This is a genomic window from Vibrio harveyi NBRC 15634 = ATCC 14126 = KCTC 12724 (assembly GCF_001591145.1).
GTDB lineage: Bacteria > Pseudomonadota > Gammaproteobacteria > Enterobacterales > Vibrionaceae > Vibrio > Vibrio harveyi.
In genome coordinates, this window is the sequence record NZ_BCUF01000016.1 from 1 (window position 1) to 26,572 (window position 26,572).

At 44.8% G+C, this 26,572-nt stretch carries 24 protein-coding genes; 17 read left to right on the forward strand and 7 right to left on the reverse strand.

Annotation, left to right across the window (positions count from 1 at the left end; all coding sequences use genetic code 11):
- Positions 1 to 71: 71 nt before the first annotated feature.
- The 5 genes from hutH to hutC form a co-directional block, all read right to left on the reverse strand.
- On the reverse strand, positions 72 to 1,607 hold the full coding sequence (gene hutH, locus VHA02S_RS10245; protein ID WP_038897631.1) for a histidine ammonia-lyase: 1,536 nt from the start codon (positions 1,605 to 1,607) through the stop codon (positions 72 to 74).
- 11 nt (positions 1,608 to 1,618) lie between these two features.
- A complete protein-coding gene (gene hutU, locus VHA02S_RS10250; RefSeq protein WP_009700165.1) occupies positions 1,619 to 3,316 on the reverse strand; it encodes a urocanate hydratase in 1,698 nt (565 codons plus the stop codon).
- A 113-nt stretch (positions 3,317 to 3,429) separates the two neighbouring features.
- Positions 3,430 to 4,443: a formimidoylglutamase gene (gene hutG, locus VHA02S_RS10255; protein ID WP_038897614.1), complete on the reverse strand. Its 1,014-nt coding sequence runs from the start codon at positions 4,441 to 4,443 to the stop codon at positions 3,430 to 3,432.
- 1 nt (position 4,444) lies between these two features.
- Complete coding sequence (gene hutI / locus VHA02S_RS10260) at positions 4,445 to 5,695, reverse strand: imidazolonepropionase (RefSeq protein WP_038897613.1); 1,251 nt, start codon at positions 5,693 to 5,695, stop codon at positions 4,445 to 4,447.
- 121 nt (positions 5,696 to 5,816) lie between these two features.
- Positions 5,817 to 6,524 (reverse strand): histidine utilization transcriptional repressor HutC, encoded by a 708-nt coding sequence (gene hutC / locus VHA02S_RS10265; protein ID WP_005445599.1) that lies wholly within the window; start codon positions 6,522 to 6,524, stop codon positions 5,817 to 5,819.
- Positions 6,525 to 6,717: 193 nt separating this feature from the next.
- Here hutC and VHA02S_RS10270 point away from each other — a divergent pair, with 193 nt between their 5' ends.
- On the forward strand, positions 6,718 to 7,461 hold the full coding sequence (locus VHA02S_RS10270; RefSeq protein WP_009697351.1) for a sporulation protein: 744 nt from the start codon (positions 6,718 to 6,720) through the stop codon (positions 7,459 to 7,461).
- 4 nt (positions 7,462 to 7,465) lie between these two features.
- Here the strand turns inward: VHA02S_RS10270 and VHA02S_RS10275 are convergent, their stop codons facing one another.
- On the reverse strand, positions 7,466 to 8,455 hold the full coding sequence (locus tag VHA02S_RS10275; protein WP_038897611.1) for a DUF3187 family protein: 990 nt from the start codon (positions 8,453 to 8,455) through the stop codon (positions 7,466 to 7,468).
- Positions 8,456 to 8,750: 295 nt separating this feature from the next.
- Here VHA02S_RS10275 and thrS point away from each other — a divergent pair, with 295 nt between their 5' ends.
- From thrS to pheT, 16 genes are all read left to right on the forward strand, one after another.
- Entirely contained in the window at positions 8,751 to 10,679 is a 1,929-nt protein-coding gene (gene thrS, locus VHA02S_RS10280) for a threonine--tRNA ligase (protein ID WP_005445593.1), read from the forward strand.
- Between the two features lie 3 nt (positions 10,680 to 10,682).
- On the forward strand, positions 10,683 to 11,234 hold the full coding sequence (infC, locus tag VHA02S_RS10285; RefSeq protein ID WP_074050532.1) for a translation initiation factor IF-3: 552 nt from the start codon (positions 10,683 to 10,685) through the stop codon (positions 11,232 to 11,234).
- A gap of 123 nt (positions 11,235 to 11,357) precedes the next feature.
- Positions 11,358 to 11,552 carry a 50S ribosomal protein L35 gene (gene rpmI, locus VHA02S_RS10290; RefSeq protein WP_005445589.1) on the forward strand — a complete coding sequence of 65 codons (195 nt, stop codon included), beginning with the start codon at positions 11,358 to 11,360 and terminating at the stop codon, positions 11,550 to 11,552.
- A gap of 40 nt (positions 11,553 to 11,592) precedes the next feature.
- Complete coding sequence (gene rplT, locus VHA02S_RS10295) at positions 11,593 to 11,946, forward strand: 50S ribosomal protein L20 (RefSeq protein ID WP_004727974.1); 354 nt, start codon at positions 11,593 to 11,595, stop codon at positions 11,944 to 11,946.
- Between the two features lie 331 nt (positions 11,947 to 12,277).
- Positions 12,278 to 12,658: a RidA family protein gene (locus VHA02S_RS10300; protein WP_017190336.1), complete on the forward strand. Its 381-nt coding sequence runs from the start codon at positions 12,278 to 12,280 to the stop codon at positions 12,656 to 12,658.
- A 12-nt stretch (positions 12,659 to 12,670) separates the two neighbouring features.
- Positions 12,671 to 13,060, forward strand: coding sequence for a VOC family protein (locus VHA02S_RS10305; RefSeq protein ID WP_009697353.1), 390 nt, complete (start codon positions 12,671 to 12,673; stop codon positions 13,058 to 13,060).
- Position 13,061: 1 nt separating this feature from the next.
- Entirely contained in the window at positions 13,062 to 13,376 is a 315-nt protein-coding gene (locus tag VHA02S_RS10310) for a heavy metal-binding domain-containing protein (RefSeq protein ID WP_005443150.1), read from the forward strand.
- 144 nt (positions 13,377 to 13,520) lie between these two features.
- Positions 13,521 to 13,970: a hypothetical protein gene (locus VHA02S_RS10315; protein ID WP_038897610.1), complete on the forward strand. Its 450-nt coding sequence runs from the start codon at positions 13,521 to 13,523 to the stop codon at positions 13,968 to 13,970.
- Positions 13,971 to 14,317: 347 nt separating this feature from the next.
- Positions 14,318 to 15,127, forward strand: coding sequence for a helix-turn-helix domain-containing protein (locus VHA02S_RS10320; protein ID WP_005445576.1), 810 nt, complete (start codon positions 14,318 to 14,320; stop codon positions 15,125 to 15,127).
- 170 nt (positions 15,128 to 15,297) lie between these two features.
- Positions 15,298 to 16,086: a TetR/AcrR family transcriptional regulator gene (locus tag VHA02S_RS10325; protein ID WP_009697355.1), complete on the forward strand. Its 789-nt coding sequence runs from the start codon at positions 15,298 to 15,300 to the stop codon at positions 16,084 to 16,086.
- A 201-nt stretch (positions 16,087 to 16,287) separates the two neighbouring features.
- Complete coding sequence (locus VHA02S_RS10330; RefSeq protein WP_038897609.1) at positions 16,288 to 18,663, forward strand: efflux RND transporter permease subunit; 2,376 nt, start codon at positions 16,288 to 16,290, stop codon at positions 18,661 to 18,663.
- A gap of 41 nt (positions 18,664 to 18,704) precedes the next feature.
- Entirely contained in the window at positions 18,705 to 19,496 is a 792-nt protein-coding gene (locus VHA02S_RS10335) for an outer membrane lipoprotein-sorting protein (protein WP_026000346.1), read from the forward strand.
- 9 nt (positions 19,497 to 19,505) lie between these two features.
- Positions 19,506 to 20,687 (forward strand): hypothetical protein, encoded by a 1,182-nt coding sequence (locus tag VHA02S_RS10340; protein WP_038897608.1) that lies wholly within the window; start codon positions 19,506 to 19,508, stop codon positions 20,685 to 20,687.
- A gap of 177 nt (positions 20,688 to 20,864) precedes the next feature.
- On the forward strand, positions 20,865 to 21,989 hold the full coding sequence (locus VHA02S_RS10345; RefSeq protein ID WP_038897607.1) for a GGDEF domain-containing protein: 1,125 nt from the start codon (positions 20,865 to 20,867) through the stop codon (positions 21,987 to 21,989).
- Positions 21,990 to 22,273: 284 nt separating this feature from the next.
- A complete protein-coding gene (gene pheS / locus VHA02S_RS10350) occupies positions 22,274 to 23,257 on the forward strand; it encodes a phenylalanine--tRNA ligase subunit alpha (protein ID WP_005439802.1) in 984 nt (327 codons plus the stop codon).
- A gap of 18 nt (positions 23,258 to 23,275) precedes the next feature.
- Positions 23,276 to 25,663, forward strand: coding sequence for a phenylalanine--tRNA ligase subunit beta (gene pheT, locus VHA02S_RS10355; protein WP_038897606.1), 2,388 nt, complete (start codon positions 23,276 to 23,278; stop codon positions 25,661 to 25,663).
- Positions 25,664 to 25,787: 124 nt separating this feature from the next.
- On the opposite strand, the gene VHA02S_RS10360 is transcribed toward pheT, so the two are convergent.
- Positions 25,788 to 26,513: a metallophosphoesterase family protein gene (locus VHA02S_RS10360; RefSeq protein WP_038897605.1), complete on the reverse strand. Its 726-nt coding sequence runs from the start codon at positions 26,511 to 26,513 to the stop codon at positions 25,788 to 25,790.
- Between the last annotated feature and the right edge of the window lie 59 nt (positions 26,514 to 26,572).

Genomic DNA, 26,572 nt, shown 5'->3' on the forward strand with positions numbered 1-26,572 from the left:
GGTTACTTGGGTATATATAAATACAATAAAGGCTCCACGCAGGAGCCTTTAAAGTCATCACTCATTATGTATTAATGCACGCTTGGTAGTAAGCTTTCTGGCATTAATGCGTTGTGCAGAGCGAGCTTGAGTAGTGCATTGGCTTGCTCGATATCTGGCGCGAAGTAGCGGTCTTTATCGTAGAACGACACTTTCTCACGCAGCATTTGCTTGGCAATTTCGATACGCTCTGAAGATTTGTTTGGTGCACGGAAATCTAGCCCTTGAGCAGCTGACAAGTATTCAACCGCCAAAATGCCACGTGTATTCTCTCCCATTTCCTTTAAACGACGAGCAGCAAAAGTAGCCATCGAAACGTGATCTTCTTGGTTTGCGGATGTTGGCAAACTATCGACAGAAGCTGGGTGAGCCAATGTTTTGTTTTCACTTGCCAATGCTGCCGACGTCACCTGAGCAATCATAAAGCCGGAGTTCACGCCGCCATTGTCGACTAAGAAGGGAGGAAGCTTAGATAGAGCGCTATCTATAAGTAGTGCCATGCGTCGCTCAGACAGGCTACCAATTTCAGCAATCGCAAGTGCAAGGTTATCCGCCGCCATAGCGACTGGCTCTGCATGGAAGTTACCGCCGGAGATGATGTCATCATCTTCCGCAAAGACCAACGGGTTATCCGACACAGAGTTGGCCTCCACTTGTAGAATGTCTGCTGCATTGCGAATTTGCTGCAAACAAGCTCCCATTACTTGAGGTTGGCAACGCAGTGAATAAGGATCTTGTACCTTCTCACAGTTGGTATGAGATTCACCAATCTCGCTGGTCGCCTCTAACAGGTGGCGGTACGCCAAGGCGGCATCCATTTGGCTACGATGACCACGAACACGATGGATACGTGGGTCGAACGGACGACGACTGCCTAAAGCCGCTTCTACTGACATCGCACCACAAACCGTCGCTGATGAGAACAGGTCCTCGGTAATGAACAAACCTTCTAGTGCAAATGCTGTTGACGCTTGAGTACCATTAAGCAGTGCTAACCCTTCTTTTGGAGCAAGAGTGATTGGCTCAAGACCGGCGATTTGCAGTGCTTCTAGACCTGCAATCACTTTGCCATTATGGCGAGCTTGACCTTCACCAAGAAGAACCGTACTCATATGAGCTAATGGTGCTAAGTCACCAGATGCGCCTACAGAGCCCTTCTGAGGGACGCATGGGTAGACCTGAGCATTCACCAAATCAATCAACATGTTGATGACTTTTAAACGTAAGCCAGAGAAGCCACGGGCGAGGCTGTTGATCTTTAATACCATCATCAAACGAACGGTTTCGTCTGACATGAACTTGCCGATACCAGCCGCATGAGAAAGCACGATACTGCGCTGCAGTGTTTCCAAATCTTCTGGTGCAATGCGTGTATTTGCTAGCAAACCGAAGCCGGTGTTAATGCCGTAAACCGTCCGGTCTTCTGCAATCACTCGATCGACCACTTGAGTGCTTTCTTCTATTGCTGGAATCGCGTTTGGATCCAGAGTAAGGTTTACGGGTGAGCGGCTCACTTGGCGTAGTTCGTTTAAGCTAATATGACCTGGCTTTAGCGTTAAATTGAGCATGTCTTTCATCCTTACTTCAGCTTTTTCAGTTCTTCATTGAGCATTGGCAAATCCAGTTTTTGCTCAGCTGCACATTGTTTTGCGATGTCGTATCCTGCATCAGCGTGACGCATAACCCCCGTTGCTGGGTCATTATGTAGAACACGTGCAATGCGCTCCGACGCGTCATCACTGCCGTCACAACAAATCACCATGCCAGAGTGTTGTGAGAAGCCCATACCTACGCCACCACCATGGTGAAGAGATACCCATGTCGCACCCCCTGCGGTATTCAGCAATGCGTTTAGTAGTGGCCAGTCTGAAACGGCGTCTGAGCCATCCATCATGCCTTCGGTTTCACGGTTCGGGCTTGCTACAGACCCTGAGTCTAGATGGTCACGACCAATGACGACAGGGGCTTTGAGCTCACCGTTTTTCACCATTTCATTAAAGGCTTGACCTAAACGTTCTCGATCTTTCAAACCAACCCAGCAGATACGTGCTGGTAGACCTTGGAACTGAATGCGTTCGCGTGCCATGTCTAGCCAGTTATGTAGATGTGGGTTATCCGGGATCAGCTCTTTCACTTTTTGGTCGGTTTTGTAGATGTCCTCTGGGTCTCCAGATAATGCTGCCCAGCGGAACGGTCCGATGCCTTCACAGAATAACGGGCGAATGTAAGCCGGTACAAAGCCAGGGAAGTCAAACGCGTTCTCAATGCCTTCTTCTAAAGCCATTTGACGGATGTTATTTCCGTAATCGAGCGTTGCCGCGCCTCGGTTTTGAAGCTCCAACATAGCTTTCACTTGAATCGCCATCGACTGTTTGGCTGCTTTAACTACGCTCGCTTCATCTTGTAAACGCATGTCTGCTGCATGTGACATGCTCCAACCTTGAGGTAAGTAACCATTCAATGGATCGTGCGCAGAGGTTTGGTCTGTTACTACGTCTGGTGTGATGTTACGTTCTACAAGCTCTGGGAAGATATCTGCTGCATTGCCCAGTAGACCAACTGAAATTGGTGCGTCAGATTCTTTGATCATCGCTAGTGCCTCATCCAAAGACGTTGCTTTTTTGTCAACATAACCGGTACGTAGGCGGTAATCGATGCGTGATTCGTCACACTCGACCGCAATCATGGAAAAGCCAGCCATGGTGCCAGCAAGAGGTTGAGCACCACCCATGCCACCAAGGCCCCCAGTTAAGATCCAGCGACCTTTGGCATCACCCTTAAAGTGCTTTTTCGCCACAGACACAAAGGTCTCATAAGTACCTTGAACAATGCCTTGTGAGCCAATGTAAATCCAGCTGCCTGCGGTCATTTGACCGTACATCATCAAGCCTTCTTTATCGAGCTCATTGAAGTGTTCCCAATTCGCCCAATGTGGCACTAAGTTTGAGTTCGCAATCAGCACGCGCGGCGCGTTTTTATGCGTCGGAAAAACGCCGACAGGTTTGCCTGATTGGACGAGTAAAGTTTGGTCATCGTCGAGTCTTTCTAACACTTCAACAATCTTATCGAAGCATTCCCAATTTCGTGCTGCTCGACCAATACCACCATAAACGACAAGCGAGTGAGGGTGCTCGGCTACATCTGGATCAAGGTTGTTCATCAGCATACGAAGTGGCGCTTCCGTTAGCCAAGATTTGGCGCGCAGTTGTGTACCGTGTGGAGCACGAATTGTTCTGCTTGTATCAAGTCGTGGATCTTGTCCCTGGCGCTGTGTCATTTTAAGACTCCTTTAGTTTCACGTTTATATCCAAGTCTCTGCTTGGCTACTTCTCCTCAAATAACTTGGCATGAGAACTAACCATTATTCGAGTTAAGTGTTATTGAATTCGGTTATTTGGGTTTATGGTCTTTCTCTGCCATGGCATTGGCAATATCCCAGCACAGACGTGCTGCCAATCGAGCCGTTTGGCTATCGACGTCATAAGTGGGGTTGTACTCTGCAATGTCTGCCAACATGAGTTTGTTCTTGTAATGCAGTATTCGATCGAGAAACGGTGCAAGGATGTCGTAGCTTACGCCTCTCGCTGCTGGCGCGCTTACCCCAGGTGCAGTTGCCGCTGGAAATACGTCCAAATCAATCGTCAGATAGAGATAATCACAGTCATCGATAAAGTGTTGGAGCTGGGTTAAATGATAGCTGTGGTTCATGTAACAAAGCTGATTATCCTCCACGTACCAGACGTTGAGTTGATCTGCTTTTTGAAAAAGAGCCTGAGTATTGCTGCTGCGGCTGACACCTATGCAGGCGTAATGAAATGCCCAATCGTTACGCTGACAAAAATGATGGATCTGATTGAATGGTGTACCAGAACTTGGCTTTACCTCTGCAATGGGGCTTTCAAAAGCGCGTAAGTCAAAGTGTGCATCGAAATTGATGATACCGATTTTTGGCTGCTTATCTGGGTGATGGGTTTTGAAGTATTTGGCCAATCCAGAAAATGAAGCCCACGCAATTTCGTGCCCTCCACCCAAGACGACGACAGGGCTATAGGGTAGGACTTGAGCAATAGTATGCGCGCACAGATTCTGAATTGACTCTAGTAAATCGTCTTCACAAACGACGGTTCCTATATCGTAAAGTGGCGCGTCCTGATGCCATGCAAGATTGGCTAAGGCACGACGGATTAAATCTGGTGACTTCTTCGCACCAATGCGACCTTTGTTACGCGCCACACCTGCGTCGGTAGCAAAGCCAAGTATTGAAACGCCTTCGCTTAAATGTGGTAGTTCTTCGGTAGAGATATTTTTGATCACGTGGTGGACACGCTTTCCTTGTTCTCCATCTTCGGCATCGTGACGACCTTGCCAGTGAAAGGGTGGGTGATTTACATCGGATTGAGACATTTTAATGCCCTCCGTGGGAAACGTATTCACCATTCACTATACGACCTACTAAGCGTTTTGCCCCGACTTGATAGCTGAGGTCTGCTGGATGCTCGATATCCCAGATGGAGAAATCGGCGTCACAGCCAATATCAATGACGCCACGAGATTCTCCGTAACCCAATGCTTTTGCAGCGTTTTGCGTAACACCACGCAATGCCTCTTGTGGTGTTAAACGGAAAAGTGTGCATGCCATGTTCATCATCAAGGTTAAATCGGCAAACGGGGATGTTCCTGGGTTGATGTCTGTTGCAATCGCCATTGGAACCTTGTGTTCTCTGAGTAAATCAATCGGTGGTAATTGGGTTTCACGTAGGAAGTAATACGCGCCGGGGAGCAGCGTCGCAACCGTTGGAGAGTTGGCTAAAGCTATTACGCCTTGTTCATCTAGGTATTCGATGTGATCGGCAGACAGACCATTGTATTGAGCGGTTAAAGCGGTACCACCAAGCATAGAAAGCTGCTCAGTATGGCCTTTCACTCTTAACCCGTGTTGGGTAGCCGATTGAAAGACGCGTTCGGTTTGCTCTAAGTTAAAGCCTATCGATTCGCAAAACACATCGACGCTGGTGGCGAGATTTTCTTGAGCGACAAGAGGAATAATGTCGTCACAAATATGCTGAATATAGTCGTCAGCGCAATCTTTATATTCTGGAGGAAGCGCATGAGCAGCGAGTAAGGTGGTTGTGATCTTAACCTTACGTTCATGTTCCAAGGCTTTGGCTGCACGTAGCATTTTTATTTCATCATCCAGAGTTAATCCATAACCGGATTTGACTTCAATCGACGTGACGCCGCTTGCAATCAAACCGTCAAGGCGTGGCAAAGCGAGCTCAATTAGTTGTTCTTTAGTTGCGGTTCGTGTGGCATGAACGGTAGAGAGAATACCGCCGCCTTGCTTGGCGATTGTTTCGTAAGGCACATCATTGAGGCGCATTTCAAATTCGTTGGCTCGATTACCCGCGTATACGAGGTGGGTGTGGCAATCTATTAACCCTGGCAGTAACAACCTGTTTTGAAGGTCAAGCGTTTGTTCGTAATGATCTGGATTCAGAATGGATTCGGTTTGTGCACTGTCTTTGCCTTTTTCTGTGGTACTGATGGCAACGATTTTTCCCGAACGAATGCCAACGCGGGCAGGAGGAGAAGGCAGGTAACCATGTTCTCCTTCTTGCATCGTGACTAAACGGGCGTTCTCAATCAACAGATCCATTCTTGTCGTTCCTTTCAATTCGTATTCTTTAAATGTATATACAAATAAATAGGAGAAAAAAGCATCACTGACAAGGCTAATGTTGCGGAAATGTGATCGAAACGAAGAAGTAACGTCCAGTTTATAACAGGATCTTAGAGCTTAATTTGTACTTGTTACCAGGGTGATACAGAAGGGCTGTACTGACCAGTTTATCTTGGCTCCAAGTCCGGCGATTGAGGAGTAAGCACGGTTCATTGGCTTGCATTTTCAGGTCTTGCTTAACGCGTCCATCCGGTATAATCGCTTCGACCGTATGCTCTATGGCGCTCAGTGGACAATTGTCTGATAGGTATTGGTTTGGCGTCTTACAAGTGAAGTCTTGTTGTAGATAATTTGGCGCATATTGGCTGTTGACCCAACGCAATTCAAGTTGAATCGGGTTGTTATCTTCAAAGTGTATGATTTCACTATAAAATACTGTTGTGCCTAACATCACGCCAAGCTTGGTTGCAATAGCGTCATCGGCTTTTATAGCGATTTGTTGTAACACTGCGCTGCGGTGTTCTCGTCCGCGATTACTGATTTCATCGGCAATATTGCGAATGTCTAAAAGGGGCGATTCTGACTTCTCCGCCGGATCACAAACAAAAGTCCCAAGGCGAGGGCGACGTTGCAGTTTCCCCTCGTTGACTAAGTCCCGAATGGCTTTGTTGACGGTCATTCGACTCACACCAAACTGCTCAGTCAACTCGATCTCTGTCGCAATACGATGCCCAACTATCCACTCTCCCGAGTCAATTTTATCGAGGATGAATTGCTTGATTTGCATGTAGAGTGGCGCAGACATAAAGATTTCCTTTTAATTGACTATACAAATAGTGCGTAATCTATGGACAAATTGCAAACAAACATACCTATTTTGTGCAGTGATAAAAGGAATTAGTCCGCATTCTTGTCGTCTATTACTTGCAGGAGTTTCTGCAGTTGTGTAAACAGAGACTTATCAAAACAATGAAAATAGACAGTCACAAAGGAATCGCATGTTTAAAAAACTCAAAGCGTCGCTTGGGATCGGCTCAGCTAAAGTCGATACGATCTTAGATGAAATGAGCGTGTACCAAGGGGCAACACTGCGCGGTCATGTTCAAATCAAAGGTGGTGACGTAGAGCAACAAATTGATGCCATTACCATCAAGCTCAATACCGAAATGAAAGTGGAAGTGGATGACAGTATCAGTTACCAAACTTTCACGATAGACCAACTTAAAGCGGTCGAACCGTTTGTCATTCAACCGAATGAAGAAAAACAAGTGCCATTCGAGCTCAAACTTCATGACGAAACACCAATCACAGCTGTGAGTGCACAGAAAAATCAATGCCATGTTTGGGTAGAAACTACGCTAGATATTGGCTTTGCGATTGACCCGCGTGATAGAGATTACATCGAGGTTAAGCCGTTACCAGTCGCTTCGCGTGTAATCCAAGCCATCGAACAAGCGGGTTTTACTATGGTGAAAGCAGATGTCGAGAAAGGCTTCTTGCGTGGCAATACGTTCTCTTCACGCTCGGGTATCTATCAAGAACTGGAATTTCGTAATAACGGTTTTGTGTCAACTAAAGAGATCGAACTCTCATTTATCCTAGATGGTGGGATTATCCACTGTTTAGCAGAGATCGACCGTTCATTTAGTATGTCAGGCGATCAATACCGTTCCTTCTCGTTACCGATTGGAGCTTCTGATTCAGAAGTTGCGGCAGCAGTTGCGCCGACATTGAATCTGTAAACATCTAACTTTCCGTTTCTGGAACGAATAGGTACCGATATCCAAAAGTGAAGGCGATATCGGTACTGTTATCCATGTTTCTCGCATTCTCAATCGCCATGATTTCAATGGCAGAGTTCTCCATCAAATAGCGATAACCAATAACAAACTCATTCGATGCGTCAGCAAACTCGCTTGGACCTTCAGTGGAGCCCTGATACCAATGATATTCAAGGATAAAGTGGTGATTGTTGCTTAACGCATAACGATATCCGCCAGCAAGCGCTGCCGTGTTGTGCCGGTATGGGAAGTCAACAAGCGCTCGATCACTATTTCGAAACGTCATCCCCGCCATGGAATAGAATACATTGGCTGCATTGAGTCGGTAGCTGTAGTTAATTTGTACTCCTTGCTCAAAACTGCTTCCTTTAAAGGAGCCGTGAGCGACATCGTTATAGTAGAGACTACCACCGACAGATAAACCATGATGTTCATTTTGTATTATTTGGTATTGGATATACGTTGAGAGGTTGTTTGCCAGTGTTTCACCTTCAAAATCCTCTATTAAAATGTCGTACTCGGGCATCGACATATAAAAGCGGTTCTTGTCGACTTCATCTCGCCCATTTTGTCCGATACCAAATAGGTCGTGAAAGCTTTCGGTCAGTCCATCTAAATGGTTGTCTGCAGCAAAGACCCAACGATAGTTCAGTTCCCATTGCCACTGGTCATTGATTTGCCATTTTCCACCGAGTTCAAGTTGGTTGTGATAGTAATCGAGAGAATAATCGCTTGTGTGAGCCCAGACACTTGCGATGGTGCCCGAACCATATGCTTCAACGTAGCCGGAAGGAAGACTATACCCAGAGCGAAGTACGTTAGTATGACTGACCACTTGTATTGGAGATTGCGCATAAGAGCGCAGTGGACCATACAAATCGGATGCGCTGAACGCTGGGGTACTTAGAAACAAGGCGCAACTCAAAAGAGTAGGTTGCCATCTTAAATCCATCATGATGAAAGCCTAAAATGAGATTACTCAATAAATTAACTATAGTGTCTTCATGTTTTGAATGCTGTTCAATTGCAATAATTATACAATTTGGGCTTAGTGTTGAATTGGTAGTAATGAAGTTTAGATGACATTTTGAAATCGCTCTTTGCATTCTAAATGTGAGCTAGGTACAATCCTCGTTCTGATGAAGGTCCGGTATTCGTGTTACCGAGCGACCGTCATCAACTTTCGAAATATCTTCTAATTTGAATAACATGTGTTGCTTGGTGTGCAACACCACTGTAAAGGACATAGCATGCCTATTATTACTCTTCCTGACGGCAGTCAGCGTCAATTTGACAACCCAGTTTCTACTATGGAAGTTGCGCAATCGATCGGTCCTGGTCTTGCAAAAGCAACTATCGCTGGTCGTGTAAATGGTAACCGCGTAGATGCGTGTGACCTAATTGAAGAAGACGCAAGCCTAGAGATCATCACAGTTAAAGATGAAGTGGACGGTCTAGAAATCGTTCGTCACTCTTGTGCTCACCTTCTTGGTCACGCTCTTAAGCAGCTTTACCCTCAAGCTAAAATGGCGATTGGTCCAACAATCGACAACGGCTTCTACTACGACATCGACCTAGACGAGTCTCTAACGCAAGACGATCTTGAAAAGATTGAAAAGCGTATGAAAGAGCTAGCGAAAACCAAGTACGAAGTGGTTAAGAAAAAAGTAAGCTGGCAGGAAGCACGTGATACGTTTGAATCACGTGAAGAACCATACAAAGTGGAAATCCTAGACGAAAACGTATCTCGTGATGATCGTCCAGGTCTTTACCACCATGAAGAATACATCGACATGTGTCGTGGTCCACACGTACCTAACATGAGCTTCTGTCAACATTTCACACTATTAAATGTGGCAGGCGCATACTGGCGTGGTAACAGCGACAACAAAATGCTTCAACGTATCTACGGTACAGCTTTCCACGATAAGAAAGCTCTGAAAGCGCACCTAACTCGCCTAGAAGAAGCGGCGAAGCGCGACCATCGTAAGATTGGTAAGCAACTAGACCTATTCCACATGCAGCAAGAAGCACCGGGTATGGTGTTCTGGCATCACAATGGTTGGTCTATCTTCCGTGATCTAGAAGTATTCATTCGCGCTAAGCTAGATGAGTACGGTTACCAAGAAGTAAAAGGTCCGCTAATGATGGACCGAGTTCTTTGGGAACGCTCTGGTCACTGGGACAAATACGCTGATGCGATGTTCACAACTTCTTCTGAAAACCGTGAATACGCGATTAAGCCAATGAACTGTCCAGGTCACGTACAGATCTTTAACCAAGGTCTAAAATCGTACCGTGACCTACCGCTACGTATGGCTGAGTTCGGCTCATGTCACCGTAACGAACCATCTGGTGCACTACACGGTATTATGCGTGTACGTGGCTTTACTCAGGATGACGCTCACATTTTCTGTACTGAGAGCCAAATTCAAGAAGAAGTAACAAACTGTATCAAGATGGTGTACGATACGTACCAAACATTTGGTTTCGACAACATCGTAGTGAAACTGTCTACTCGTCCAGAAAAACGTGTAGGTTCAGACGAAATCTGGGATCAATCTGAAGAAGCATTGAAACAGTCTCTTGAATCGATGGAAATCCCATACGAAATTCAAGAAGGTGAGGGTGCGTTCTACGGTCCTAAGATTGAATTCACGCTATACGACTGTCTAGACCGTGCGTGGCAGTGTGGTACTGTTCAGTTAGACTTCAACCTACCAGGTCGCCTAGGTGCAACTTACGTAGGTGAAAACAATGAACGTCTTGTACCGGTAATGATTCACCGTGCAATTCTAGGTTCACTAGAGCGTTTCATTGGTATCCTTATCGAAGAATATGCTGGTTTCTTCCCAACTTGGTTGGCGCCAGAACAGGCAATTCTTATGAACATTACTGATAAACAGTCAGATTATGTTCAGGAAGTAGTACAAAAACTACAAAAAAGTGGAATTAGAGCTAAAGCGGACTTGAGAAATGAGAAGATTGGCTTTAAAATCCGCGAACACACTTTGAAGCGTGTACCGTATATGCTTGTTGTCGGTGACCAAGAGATGGAAGCAGGCGAAATCGCAGTACGTACTCGTAAAGGTAAAGATCTCGGTAAATTTAAAGTGGATGACTTTATCGCATACATCCAAGACGAGATCTCTAGCCGTAAGCTCAATCTGGAGGAATAAGCTATTAAAGGCGGAAGACGCGGCCAACAGCCGGTAAAACAAAACCCACACCGTATGAACGGTGAAATTCGTGGCGTTCGTGAAGTTCGACTAACTGGCGCTGACGGTGAATCAGTTGGTGTTGTATCGATTCAAGAAGCGATCGCAGCTGCTGAAGAAGCAGGCATGGATCTTGTGGAGATCAGTCCTAACGCTGAGCCGCCAGTCTGTCGTGTTATGGACTACGGCAAATTCCTCTTTGAAAAGAGCAAATCTGCTAAAGAGCAGAAGAAAAAGCAAAAACAGGTTCAGATTAAGGAAGTAAAATTCCGTCCTGGAACTGATATTGGAGACTATCAGGTAAAACTACGCAACCTGACGCGTTTCCTTGAAGAAGGCAACAAAGTGAAGGTAACAATTCGCTTCCGTGGCCGAGAAATGGCACACCAAGACATCGGTGTTGACGTTCTTCATCGCTTGAAAGAAGACACTGTAGACTTTGCTGTAGTGGAATCTTTCCCAAGTAAGATCGAAGGCCGTCAGATGATCATGGTTCTTGCCCCTAAAAAGAAGTAATTAACGGCTCATCAAGTAATTAAGACCTAGCCGCCTTTCCTTCTAATAAAAGGTATAGCGGCTGGGTTTTGTTCGCCCTAATTACGTTGTTTATTAAACCTACTCAATGCGGAGTTATTCATCATGCCTAAGATGAAAACCAACAAAGGTGCTGCTAAGCGTTTTAAGAAAACTGCTGGTGGTATTAAGTACAAGCACGCTACAAAACGTCACATCCTGACTAAGCGTACTACTAAGAACAAGCGTCAACTACGTCCAAACTCAATCCTTCCTCGTTGTGAAGTGGCTGCAGTTGTTCGTATGATGCCATACGCTTAATTCTTTTTAGTTATCAATCGTTTAGTTTAGGAGAAGCATAATGCCTCGCGTAAAACGTGGTGTACAAGCTCGTGCACGTCATAAGAAAGTTCTAAAACAAGCTAAAGGTTACTACGGTGCACGTTCACGTGTTTACCGCGTAGCTTTCCAAGCAGTTACTAAAGCTGGTCAATACGCTTACCGTGACCGTCGCGCTAAGAAACGTCAATTCCGTCAACTATGGATTGCACGTATCAACGCGGCATCTCGTCAAAATGGTCTATCTTACAGCCGTTTCATCAACGGTCTTAAGAAAGCATCTATCGAGATCGACCGTAAGATCCTAGCGGACATCGCAGTATTCGACAAAGCAGCATTTGCTGTTCTAGTTGAAAAAGCGAAAGCTGCTCTTTAATTAGCAGTTTAGGATTAAGAGAAGGAGAGCATTAGCTCTCCTTTTTTATTGCTTTTTGTTTTGTTATCCGTAAGTTTTCTCACTTCTCACTTCTCACTTCTCACTTCTCACTTCTCACTTCTCACTTCTCACTTCTCACTTCCATCTCAGTGCTTGCTAAATCATTTTGTTATTAATCTGTGGTAGGGTTTATCGGCATAACGAGCAAAAGAGCTAGGAAAGACACCAAGGCGCAGCCGTTAGAGGACATCATTAAGCGAACTATGGTGTTGCTCCACGACTAGAAAGAGCAACTGAACAAACGAAAACTTAACCGCTAGGGAAGGAATGTATGGTTCAACGAATCAGTTATGAATTTTTGCCACAGGTTTCAGGTCCTTATGTTCATGCTACTAGACACTGTGAGACCTTATATGTTTCAGGGTTGACTGCGTTAGGCTCTTCGAGCCAAGCTGAGGGGCTAGTAGATCAAACAAAGACAGTTTTATCTTATCTATCGCAAATACTGGCTGAAGAGCAACGAGAGAAGCGTGATCTGGTGAAGTTGACGGTATTTATTACTGATATGAGTCAACTCGCGGCGATTCGTTCAGTACTATTTGATTTCTATGAGGGCTACTTGCCGGCGTGTTCGCTGGTGGAAGTAAGTGCCTTGATCCATGCTGATTTGGCAATAGAAATAGAGGCAGTAATCTCAAGCGAGGCGTTGTAATAAGAGGTAGGGATGAAAATAAATCGATTAGACCATTTGGTTTTAACAGTAAAAGACATTGCAACCACGGTGGATTTTTATGAGCGAGTGCTTGGTATGGAAAGCATCACCTTTGGTGAGGGGCGTGTTGCACTTGTGTATGGAAGGCAGAAGATCAATTTGCATCAGCTTGGCAATGAATTTGAACCTAAGGCAAGTCAAGTAGCTTCTGGGAGTGCTGATTTATGTTTTGTATGTGATACGCCAATTGCAAATGTGCTCTCCCATTTAGACTCCCATTCTGTCGAGGTTATTGATGGTCCTGTTCAACGGACAGGTGCAATTGGTAACATCCTATCGGTTTACATTAGAGACCCAGATGGTAACTTAATTGAGTTATCTAATTATCTTGCTGAGGTATAACATGATTTATTCAACAACCGAGACGATTCCAGGGCGTGAAATTGCGGAGATAAAAGGGGTCGTGACGGGCAATGTGGTTCAGTCAAAGCACATTGGGCGTGATTTCATGGCTGGCTTAAAAAGCATTGTTGGTGGTGAGATTCGTGGCTACACCGAAATGATGACTGAAGCCCGAAATATCGCTATTCAACGAATGGTAGAGGATGCCGCGAACCTAGGAGCAGATGCTGTTGTCGGTATTCGTTTTACCACCAGTTCGATTGTGGACGGTTCATCAGAGATTCTTGCCTTTGGTACGGCAGTAAAGCTCGTTTAATAAAGTATGATTTTGCACAGCGTGTTGCAAACTTATGTGCAATAAAGATGAAATCGTTAGAGGTAGCTCGTTTCTCCATTTTTAACTAAGCGTCAATGGCTGTTTTTATCTCATAATTCGCCTCCTAAAAAAGGAGGCGAATTTATGCGTGATACAGTTTTAAATAATGCAATTGTGACGTTCTGCGTGTGCTTACTGGTAGCGACGCTAGCAGCTAAAGGTAATTTACTCGTGACCATGTTGTCTTTTCCTATCGACTTCTTAGGTCTACTTGTTCTTTTATTCTTGTCATTATTTGTATCTTGGAGTGCTGTCGGGCATTTGAATGAAGGGCAATGGAAAGAATCTATTCTGTTGTATCTGATGTTGTATTACCTTGCTTTTGGTATTTTTTCAGACGGGAATACAGAGGGCTGGTCTCATTCAGTTGGCGTTGTCGGTAAACTTAAAATGACTCTGATCTACATCGCAAACTCAATAAAGAGTATCTATGTTCCACTCATCATCGTTGGGATTTCTATTATCCATTTACGTTTTTTGCGCTCCCATATAGTTGACACTGAACAGAATGTGGCAGAGAAAGTTCAGCCTTAAGAAATAGAACTATTTTGTTGCATATATATGCAGTTTTTTGGCGTGTGCGTTTTAATGTGATTATTCTAAAAATGAACGTCTTTCAAAGTCGAAAGTATTCGAGTAGTTTCCATAAATCAGCATGAAATGCGACGGGCTATGGATGTTATACCGTATTTATGATGTGTTTAATTGATTAGATATAATGAAACTGAATGCATTTCTGGTGGCGGTATTGCTCATCTAAATGTGATGTTGGGTATATTAATTCACTGTTTTCTTATAAAAATATGAACTTATGGCTTGCCAATTGGTTCTAAATTGTTACAAATACCATTCAGTTGTAACATTGCCATAAGGAATTGTAGATGAGAGAACTCACTCCCGAGTACTTGTTAGCCGCATTACGACAAGCGATCAAAACCAAAGGGCTAACATATCGAGAGTTATCTGAGAAAATGGGCATGCCGTTGTCCACTTTTAAACGTCATTTAACTAGCACTAACCTAGGTCTTGATAAGCTACTTGAGTATTGTCGAGCTGTGGATTGTACCCTCGATGAGCTTCAAAAGCTGGCAAATCAACTACAAGCTGAGGATCAGGACTATTTCAGTCGTACGCAGGATGAAGTCTTTTTCCAGTTTCCGCATCTTTACGATTTTTATCGAGAACTTCGAATGCTGAGGGGGAAGGATGGCTACACCATTCTTATGAAAAAGTATGATCTCTCAAAGCAAAGCATGTCTGACTACCTTGGTGCTCTAGAGCTGCTTGATTTGGTTTATGTGGACGAAGATAACAACATCACGCTTCACGGTCCGCTTTATTACAGCTATGCAGAAAACTCTAAACTTAACGAGAAGTACACCGAGATCCTTAAAGAACAAACGACTACACATGAGAAGTGTGTACGTGTAGCGCTATCGCGAATGAAAATCACGGAAGAACAGCTACTTATCTTAGAAGAGCAGATGGCGAAAACCGTGTTAGATTTTCATTCTAAAAACGTCGTTGCAGAGAACTTTAATGTGTCAGACTTTACCAATGTTTTGCTTATAGCAGGTCCGCATCAGCCTGTAACGTTTTCTGATGGTATTGTACAAACAGAAGTCAACTTCATTGATGACATTCGCTACGCTATCGCTTCGGCTGGGGATAAACCAAGCCTTTCGATATAGCTTCTAGTTATTTTTAGTGATTTATAGATTCACCCTTGAAATGTTTATTTAATGAACTAATATGACGAAGTGTCAATTATGACGATTCGTCAGAAATGTGGTGGCGTTTCTGCAAACCATATTCGTGTTACAATTCATTTGAGTTACACAGGGATACGGGACGAGGAAGTATGTTTAACTTTGGTTGCAACAAAGATGACAAGCAAGAGGGAGGCCGAATTGCTTCTGGTTTGACTAAGAAACAGCAGGCGATCGCTGATCGCGAGGTCGAATTAGTTCAACTGGCTAAATCTTTAGTGCAAGAACAAGGCTTTGCTAATCTCACCATGGATAAGCTAACGGCTGCCAGTCCGTATTCAAAAGGGACCATCTATAACCATTTTTGCAGCAAAGAAGATGTGATCCTTGCACTTTGTATACACTCACTGAAAAGTGAGGCGGTGTTTTTTGAGCGTACGGCAAATTTTGATGGCAACACGCGTGAAAAGATCATTGCAATGCATGTTGGGTATCGTATTTACGCCCGTATGGAACCCGTATTGTCGACTTGCGCTATTGTCGCCAAAACTCCTTGGGTGATAGAGAAAGCTTCACCCGCTCGACTGAATGAATTGAACAAGCTGGAAGAAGAAGTAATATCTGGAGCGGACGCATTAGTAAACCACGCCGTGGAAATTGGAGATTTAAAATTCTCTCCTGCTGTTGGTGCTGATGCGATTGTTTTTGCCAATTGGTCGATTGCGTTTGGTTCTAATGCTTTGGCGCAAAATGCATCTAACAGTCGATGTATTCAGCGTTTGCAAGACCCGTTTTCGGTATTACACAATGCGAATATGTTACTTGATGGATTAGGGTGGTTACCTCTCTCAACAGATTGGGATTACCGCAAAACCTGGCGTCGAGTTGAGCAGGAACTATTTAGCGAAGAAATTGCTTACCTTGATTCAGTCAATCGCTGAGTAGGGTATAAACCAATCGGTTATTCGATTGGTTTTTAAGTCACACTATTTGACGGATCGTCAATAACGATTGTTTTGGTATCAGGATTTTTAATCCCTAGAGTGCCAAAACTGCGTTATTAACGCATCTGGAATTAGAGAACAGCGTAAGCTGCTTTTTTAACTCCGTTTTTTGACGAAACGTCACAAAGGGAGAGTGTGATGAAACACCACCAAGCTCAACAAGCAAGCCCCGGTCAATGGGGGAAAATACCAACCAAGTACAGTCTTTGGGTTCTGCTGGCAACAGTATTACTCGTTATTATCGCAACGATCGGAGCAAAGAATCTCTATTTTCGGGGCGACTATAATATCTTTTTCGATGGCAGCAATAAGCAGTTATTAGCTTTCGACGAAATTCAAACCACCTTCGCCAAAACAGACAATCTTGCTATCGTGATCGCTCCTGATAGCAGAGAGGTGTTTACTCCTGAGATCCTGAAACTCATACAAAACTTAACAGTGGATTCGTGGCAAGTGCCGTATTCGAGCCGAGTAGACTCTCTGGCTAATTACCAGCACACGGAAGCGGTTGAAGATGATCTCTTGGTCGAAGACCTGCTTTACGAAGAGCATGAGTTGACTCCAGAGCGAATTGCGAAAGTAAAAAATATCGCACTAACAGAGCCAGTGTTAAAAAATGCGTTGATCTCTGCAAAAGGCGATGTCACTGTCGTGAATATCACCGTTCAATTGCCGGAGGTTGATAAAACAGCGGAAGTCCAAGAGGTGATGGCTCACATTAATCAGATGCTGGCGCAGTATCAGCAAAACTATCCAAATGTTGAGTTTCATAAAGCTGGTATTATCGCCATGAACTATGCCTTCATGACCGCAGCACAAGAGGATAGCGCTACCTTAGTACCAACGATGCTGTTGGTTATTTTGTTGTTCTTAACCATCATGCTGCGTTCATTCTTAAGTGTTGTCGCGACTCTTATTGTGATTATTGGCTCGGTGATAGCAACGATGGGGTTGTCTGGTTGGGCTGGTATGTTTTTAAGCACTGCGACGGTTAATGTGCCAACCTTGGTCATGACATTGGCTGTAGCGGACTGCGTGCATGTTATTGCAACTATGCGCCAGTCGATGCAAAACGGCTTTAGTAAGGCACATTCGATAGAGCGCAGTATCTCTCTTAACTTTATGCCCATCCTAATCACGTCAGTTACAACCGCAATTGGATTTCTGATGATGAATATGTCGGATTCTCCTGTGCTGCGAGATTTTGGTAACTTATCGGCATTAGGGGTGATGATTGCCTGTTTTCTATCAGTGACGCTGCTTCCAGCGTTACTCACACTATTACCAGTCTCAGTTAAGCAACCTGCCTCACAGAGCGGGACCGACTTCATGGACAAGCTAGGAGATTTTGTCGTTTTACGTCGTAACGTGTTACTGCCAATATCAGTGATCGTTATTGCAGTGAGTGCAAGCTTGATACCGTTAAATCGAGTCAATGATGAATCCGTAAAGTATTTCGATAATCGCAGTGATTTTCGTCAAGCTGCCGATTTTATGGAAGCACGTATCAGCGGCATGACCAATCTCAGCATTGCCATCAAAACCAATGAGTCGCAAGGGATTGCTGATCCTGTTTTTCTTACCGCTATAGGCAACTTTACCGATTGGCTTCGCGAACAGCCTGAGACAGATCATGTTGCAACGCTCGCGGATGTATATAAACGCCTCAATAAAAACATGCACGCTGATGATGAGCGTTACTACTTACTACCACAAGATAGAGAATTGGCGGCGCAATACCTTCTACTCTATGAGATGTCTTTGCCGTACGGCTTAGATCTTAATAATCAGATTAATGTTGATAAATCTTCGATCAAAATGGTGTTAACCGTCGATAATTTAGGGAGTGTTGAATTAGTTGACCTTGAGAACCGAATCTACGCGTGGTTTGCCGACAATGCACCGCAATATGATGTGGTCGCATCGAGTCCATCATTGATGTTTGCTCACATTGGTGAGACCAATATGGCAAGTATGCTCTCTACGTTACCAATTACATTAGTTTTGATCTCTGCATTACTCATCTTTGCGCTGCGTTCGCTAAGGCTTGGTCTCATCAGCTTGGTTCCAAATATTGCCCCGGCCGTGCTTGGTTTCGGTCTTTGGGCGCTGATCTCTGGTGAAATCAATCTAGGACTGTCAGTCGTGGTGACCTTGACGCTTGGCATTGTGGTCGACGACGCGGTTCATTTCCTTTCGAAATATCAAAGAGCACGAAAAGAAGGACAAAATGCTGAACAGGCCGTTCGTTATGCCTTCCACACTGTTGGTCGTGCACTGTGGATCACTACCGTCGTATTGGTAGCAGGTTTCTCAGTATTGGCTATGTCGAGCTTTCGCTTAAATGCAGATATGGGGCAGCTTAGTGCGATCGTGATCTTTATCGCCTTGGTCGTGGACTTTTTATTCTTGCCAACGCTACTCATGCGTTTTGATAAAGCAGCATATGTCGAGCAAACAAAGACTAAAACGCCAGAAACACAAGCGAAGAAAAACATTACGGCATCGTTGTGATTGAACAGTGCCCTCAAGGAAAACAAGACAAGGACTATATGATGAAGTTATTTAGCAAACCTCTGAATGTCGTTACATTATCGATTTCTCTGTTAATGGCTCCTCTCACTTGGGCTGACGAAGCTAAAGGGTTGGAAATTGCACAAGAGCGCAAAGCGCGTGACCAAGGCTGGGGAGATTCTGTTGCCACCATGCAAATGATACTTCGCAATGCTCAAGGAGAAAGTAGTACTCGCTTGATGCGCCTAAAATCACTGGAGGTCGCTGATGATGGCGATAAAGGGCTAACTATCTTTGATGAACCACGAGATGTTAAAGGAACCGCATTTCTTAATCATTCACACACGGTGGGCGCTGACGACCAATGGCTCTATCTGCCCGCGCTCAAACGCGTAAAACGTATCGCTTCACGCAATAAATCTGGTCCATTTATGGGCAGTGAGTTTGCTTATGAAGACCTGAGCTCATTCGAGATTGAAAAGTACCGTTTCAATTACCTTAAAGATGAAACGATGAATGACCAAGAGACGTTTGTATTAGAGCAAATCCCGACAGATAAAAACTCCGGTTACACCAAGCAAGTGGTTTGGCTAGATCAAGCACATTATCGTCCTCTGAAAGTAGAATTTTATGACCGCAAAGGTGCGTTGTTAAAGACGTTAGAGTTTTCTGATTACAAACAGTATCTGAATCAATACTGGCGTGCCCACACTATGGCAATGATGAATCACCAAACGGGCAAGAGTACAGAACTGACAACCAGTGAATTGACGTTCCAGACCGGTCTTAAAGATAACGACTTCAACAAAAACATCCTCAAGCGTGTTAAGTAGGGAGGTTGAATGACTAGGGCAATCGCTGCTGGCCGAGTCTTGGCTAGCATTATGGCTGTGCTTTGTTCTTCGTCTTTGCTTGGCGCTGAATTGGCAGGTCAGGTTAACTTCGAGCATCGACAATTTTTCTCTGCCGGTGCTCAAGGGCAGAGCAAAGGGCAAACATCGCTAGTGTTGCAACCAGAGCTCTACTGGGATCTTCAAGATGGTGATGCGAGTTTCACCTTTACGCCTTTTTATCGTTGGGACAGCATGGATGATGAACGTACGCATGCTGATATTCGAGAAGCCTTGTATTTAACCTATTGGGATGACTATGAACTTCGTGTTGGTATCAGCAAGGTGTTTTGGGGGGTAACAGAATCTGCGCACTTAGTGGATGTTGTAAACCAAATTGATGCGGTAGAAGCGGTCGATGGCGAAGATAAATTGGGACAACCCATGGTGCATTTTACGTCCATCAAAGAGTGGGGAACGCTGGATGTGATGATCTTGCCTTATTTTCGTGAACGAATATTCGCGGGTAAAGATGGGCGTTTGAGGTTCGATCCTGTTGTCTCCGATGATGCGTTGTACGAATCGAGTCGAGAAGAAAAGCATGTAGATGTCGCGTTGCGGTATGCACAAATGTTTGGCGATTGGGATCTCGGCTTGAGCTATGTCTATGGAACGAACCGTGACCCGTATTTTCGATTCGAGCAAGGCGAGCTAAAACCTTACTACGCATTGATGAGCCATGTTGGACTGGATGTGCAGGGAATCGTGGGAGATTGGTTATGGAAACTTGAAAGTGTTTATCGTGATAGTTTTGATAATCATGTTAGTGTTGTTACCGGATTTGAATACACGATAGTGGGGGCTTTTGAAACGGTATGGGATGTGGGTCTTATCGGTGAGTATTTATATGATAGCCGTGGTAACAACGCGCAGAACATTGGTCAAAATGATGTCTTTGCAGGTGTTCGCTTAGCGTTTAATGATGAAGATGGCACCGAAATCCTAACTGGTATCACGCAAGATCTCGATAATACCGATGTGTACAACGCAAAACTTGAGGCTTCCAGCCGCATTTCAAATCATTTTAAGTGGCAAATTGATGCTTGGTTGTTTAAAAATGACACGCCAACGGACCTCTTGTATTTCGCAAGAGACGATGATTTTATCGAGCTATCTATCCAGTACTATTTTTAGTGCGGGAGATAAGTAAATCGAAAATTCTAAGGCAAAGAGATCCATGTCATTATTTTGACTGGCTGCTAGAGCCGTAAGGAAGATTTATCGTTACTATTCCTTATGTTTGTTGTGGTTTTGATAGCGATGCGATAAGCAACTAACAAAACCCTCCGGTTTTACTTAGGGGTAGTAACGTTGAATTCATTTCGCTGGGACACTTATTTTGAAACAGGCATCGAAGAAGTCGATGAACAGCACCAATATCTTGTTGGATTTATCAACAAGTACGGCGAACTTTTGGCGCAAAACAGCATCACTCTCACGGACATTCAAGTAGCATTATTTGAACTGTCTCGCTATGCCGAGTTCCACTTCAAAGAAGAAGAGAACTTGATGCGAGAGGTCGAGATCCACCCAGAGCACCTAGAAAAACATATCCAAGTACACCGCGCATTTATGAGCGACATCATCAGTATGCAGAGCTTTATCAGTGATGCCAATAAACGCGCTGCTGAGCAGTTATTGGATTTCCTCATTCATTGGTTGGCTTACCACATTCTTGGTATTGATCAAAATATGTCTAAGCAAGTGGCTGCCATTCAATCTGGGATGTCACCGAGGGCGGCGTATGATGAACAAGAAAAGCAAGCCAACGCATCCACTGCGCCATTGCTGGATGCGCTAAATGCGCTATTTTCGCAAGCCTCCGAGCGAAATCGTGAGCTACTCAAGCTGAACCTAGTTCTAGAGGAAAAGGTGGATGAAAGGACGAAGCAGTTATCGAATGCAAATAAACAGCTAGAAGCCTTGTCCTTAACCGACTCATTAACCCAGTTACCGAATCGTAGAAGCGCGATAAAAACGCTTAAGAAATTGTGGAAGGATGAGGACGCCAAAGACCTGCCTTTGGTTTGTATCATGATCGATGCCGATTACTTCAAACAAGTGAATGATACCTGCGGCCATGAAGCAGGGGACTTAGTCCTAACCGAACTCGCGCAAGCATTGAAGCACTACTTCCGCAGTGATGACATTGTGTGTCGTTTAGGCGGCGATGAGTTTTTCGTAATTTGCCCAGATACCGGATTAGAGGGTGGTTTGCATGTGGCAGAGGCGGTGAGAAAACAGGTTTCCCATATGCTTGTTCCTACTTCGTTCGAACCTTGGCGAGGGAGCATCAGTGTTGGTGTCGCAGAGCGTCGAGACAATATGGAAACCTACACGGATTTAATTCGAGTTGCCGATGAGAGCGTTTACTTGGCAAAACAAAACGGTAAAAACCGAGTTCAAACCGTACAAAAACTGACGCCTTTAAACTAGACTGCTTCTCATATTTAATCGCCAAAGAAAACGGTCTTCTCTTCTCGCTTGATAAGAACAAAACCAGTGACTTTCTTTGGCTTCTTATGCAAAAACAACCTCGATAAAATGGGCGTTATTCCTAGACAACGCTGCTTTTTTTACGTTTTTGTGTTCTTTTTATTCAATAACCTCTTCTTTTCATAATTCAATTTGGCCTTGGTGGCGGGTTTGGCTACTATGTACAGCTATCAAAAAACCAATCACTCCCTTATGGATACTACCAATAGGTAGATGAGGAAACGATGCAACATCTAGAAGAGATCATTGCTAACGCGAGTGCAGCAATTGAAGCTGCAGAATCGCTAGTCGTACTTGATGAAGTGCGTGTTCAGTATCTAGGTAAAAAAGGTGAGCTAACTGCTCAACTTCAAAGCCTAGGTAAACTACCACCAGAAGAACGCCGTGAAGCGGGTCAAGAGATCAACAAAGCGAAAGGCGTGGTTCAGCAAGCTATCGCAGCTCGTAAAGACGCACTACAACGTGCAGAGCTTGAAGCGAAGCTAGCGGCAGAAACGATCGACGTAACATTACCAGGTCGTCGTATCGAGAACGGTGGTCTACACCCAGTTACTCGTACTGTAGAGCGTATTGAGAAGTTCTTTGGTGAACTTGGCTTTAACACTGAGTCTGGTCCAGAAATCGAAGATGCATTCCACAACTTTGATGCACTAAACATCGCAGCTGATCACCCAGCGCGTACTGACCATGATACTTTCTTCTTCAACCCAGATTTGATGCTTCGTACTCACACGTCAGGCGTACAGATCCGTACGATGGAAAATGGCAAACCACCATTCCGTTTCATCGCACCTGGTCGTGTATACCGTAACGACTACGACCAAACGCACACGCCAATGTTCCACCAAGTGGAAGGCATGCTGGTTGATGAGAACGTAAACTTCGCACAGCTGAAAGGCATCCTGCACGATTTCCTATGCAACTTCTTCGAAGAGGAAGTGGAAGTACGTTTCCGTCCATCTTACTTCCCGTTCACTGAGCCTTCAGCTGAAGTTGATGTGAAAGGTAAAAACGGTAAATGGCTAGAAGTACTAGGCTGCGGTATGGTTCACCCGAACGTACTACGTAGCGTAGGCATTGATCCTGAAAAATACTCTGGTTTCGCATTCGGTATGGGTGTTGAGCGTCTAACAATGCTTCGTTACGGCGTAAACGACCTACGTGCGTTCTTCGAGAACGATCTTCGTTTCCTAAAACAGTTCAAGTAATCCAGGGGATAAATCACTATGAAATTCAGCGAATCATGGCTTCGTGAGTGGGTTAGTCCTTCGATTACCACTGACGAACTAACTCACCAAATTACAATGGCGGGTCTAGAAGTTGATGACGTGCTACCTGTAGCAGGTTCGTTCAACGGCGTTAAAGTTGGTCACGTTGTTGAATGTGGTCAACACCCAGATGCAGACAAACTGCGCGTTACTAAAGTAGACGTGGGTGAAGAAGAGCTTCTAGACATCGTTTGTGGCGCACACAACTGTCGCCAAGGTCTGAAAGTAGCAGTAGCAACGGTTGGTGCTGTTCTTCCAGGCGATTTTAAAATCAAAAAAGCAAAACTACGTGGTCAACCATCTCACGGCATGCTTTGTTCGTTCACTGAACTAGGTATCGATGTTGAGTCAGATGGCATCATGGAGTTAGCAGAAGACGCAGTAATCGGTACCGATTTCCGTGAATTCCTAGGTCTAGATGACGTAACAGTAGACGTAGACCTAACGGCAAACCGCGCTGACTGTTTCAGCATTCGTGGTCTAGCTCGTGAAGTTGGCGTACTAAACCGCGCTGACGTAACTGAGCCATCAGTAGAAGCAGTAGCAGCTTCAATCGAAGATAAAGTGTCTATCGAAGTGAAAGCGCCAGCTGCGTGTCCACGTTACCTAGGTCGCGTTGTTAAGAACGTAAACGTTCAAGCAGAAACGCCACTATGGATGCAAGAGAAACTGCGTCGTTGTGGTATTCGTTCTATCGACCCTGTAGTAGACATCACTAACTACGTTCTTTTAGAGCAAGGTCAACCAATGCACGCATTCGATCTAGCGAAGATCGAAGGTGGCATCGTAGTTCGTATGGCTGAGCAAGGTGAGAAGCTAACACTTCTTGACGGTAGCGAAGCAGAACTAAACGCAGATACACTAGTTGTTGCTGACCACAACAAAGCACTTGCAATCGCAGGTATCTTTGGTGGTGAAGAGTCTGGTGTAACAACGGAAACTAAAGACGTTCTACTAGAGTGTGCATTCTTTGCACCTGACCACATCCGTGGTCGCGCACGTAGTTACGGTCTTCACACTGATTCTTCAATGCGTTTTGAACGTGGTGTGGATTACGCACTACAAGTGAGCGCAATGGAGCGCGCAACTCAGCTTCTTGTTGAGATCTGTGGCGGTGAAGTAGCACCTGTTGTTGCTGTAGAGTCTGAAGCAGACCTACCTAAGCCAAACAAAGTTGCTCTACGTCGTACTAAGCTAGACAACCTATTAGGTCACCACATCGCTGATGCTGACGTGGTAGAAATCCTAGAGCGCCTAGGTTTGACAGTTGAAGCTTCTGAAGAAGGTTGGGTGGCAGTAGCACCAACATGGCGTTTCGATATCGCTATCGAGCAAGACTTGATTGAAGAAGTTGGTCGTATCTACGGTTACGACAACATTCCTAACCAACACCCAGCAGCAGCACTTAAGATGCACAACCACGTTGAAGCGGATCTTCCACTGAAACGCGTTCGTGATCTTCTTGTTGACCGTGGTTACCACGAAGCAATCACATACAGCTTCGTTGAGCCTGAGCAACAAGAGCTAGTTGTACCTGGTGTTGAGCCTCTAGTGCTTCCAAACCCAATTTCTGCAGACATGTCAGCAATGCGTCTTGGCCTTATCCAAGGTCTGCTGAACACGGTTGTTCACAACCAAAAGCGTCAACAGCCACGCGTTCGTCTATTTGAATATGGTCTACGTTTCATCCCATGTGAATCTGCAGAAAACGGTATGCGCCAAGAGCCAATGCTTGCCGGTGTTATCGCAGGTACTCGCGGTGAAGAGCATTGGGATATCGAAACTAACACTGTTGATTTCTTCGACCTTAAAGGCGATCTAGAAGCAATTCTAGAGCTATCTGCTAACGAAAAAGCGTACTCTTTCGCTGCAGCTAAGCACCCAGCACTTCACCCAGGTCAATCTGCGGCAATCATCGTAGATGGTAAAGAAGTGGGTGTGATCGGTACTGTTCACCCAGAACTTGAGCGTAAGTTCGGTCTAAATGGTCGTACTATCGTATTCGAAATCGAATGGGCTGCAATCAACAGTAAAGTGATCCCAGAAGCGGTAGCACTTTCTAAATTCCCTTCAAACCGTCGTGATATCGCGGTAGTCGTGGATGAAGCTGTTGCATCTGGTGATATCGTTAACGCTTGTCTAGAGCAAGGTGGCGAGTTCCTTAAAGATGCGAAGCTGTTCGACGTTTACGTAGGTAAAGGCGTTGAAGAAGGTAAGAAGAGCCTAGCAATCGCTCTGACTCTACAGTCACTTGAGCGTACTCTAGAAGATGCAGATATCGCTGGTGCGGTTGATGCTATCGTTGCTCACGTTTCTGAGAAGTTTGGTGCGTCTCTACGTGACTAATCTCATGTAACGTATCTTCTTAAGAAATGGAAACCCTGCCAGTTTGGCAGGGTTTTTTTATATCTTGAGAGATAGGAGATAGGAGATAGGAGATAGGAGATAGGAGATAGGAAATAGGGAATAACTAGAGCCAAACTGTCTCTACCTTCATCCTCTCATCTTCGAGGTGAATCTTATTCACGCCAATCTTTGTATTGCGGTTGTATTCGTCAATACTGTGGTCAAAACCGTAAGCAGTAGCGGGTGCCATATGTTGAGTGACTTCTTGACGCGTTACAGTCAGTGCATCATGACCATGCCCGCAAATAACATCTTGAACCCGGTACTTAGCCAAAAGCGCATGTAAGCTTGCATCGTTTTCCAAGCAAATGGCTTGTATCCAATCCGAGCCTACGGGAATAATAGGGTGATGGATAACAACAATCGGATTGATCGCATGGCGAAGTTGTTTATTGAAGCGTGCTAGCCCACGGTTATCGACACGACCAGAGCCTAAAGGGTGGTGCTTATCCAAAGGTTTAGCACTCGAATCTAAGAACAGCATGTCACGGTTATGAATTTTGGCTTTATTCACTACGTTAATAGAGCTACCGACCAGTTCCCGCTTCATCAATTTGGTGTCATCATGGTTGCCTGCAATTGCGAATATTTTCTTATCGCGAATGTGCTTTTCTAGGAAACTTAGTAGTACACGGTAATCACCCGGTTTGGGGTTGCAACAAAGATCGCCTGTGAGCAAAAGGGTATCGCATGATGAATCTTTTTGAGCATAAAGAAGCGCGCTACGTAGATTCTCAAAGCTTGAATCGTCACTTAAATGGCAGTCGCTGATTTGAATAATTGATGTCATAGAGTTGCAAAGCAAAAACGTTAGTTGTTTGACGTTAGTCTATCATTCAATCTTTTGTT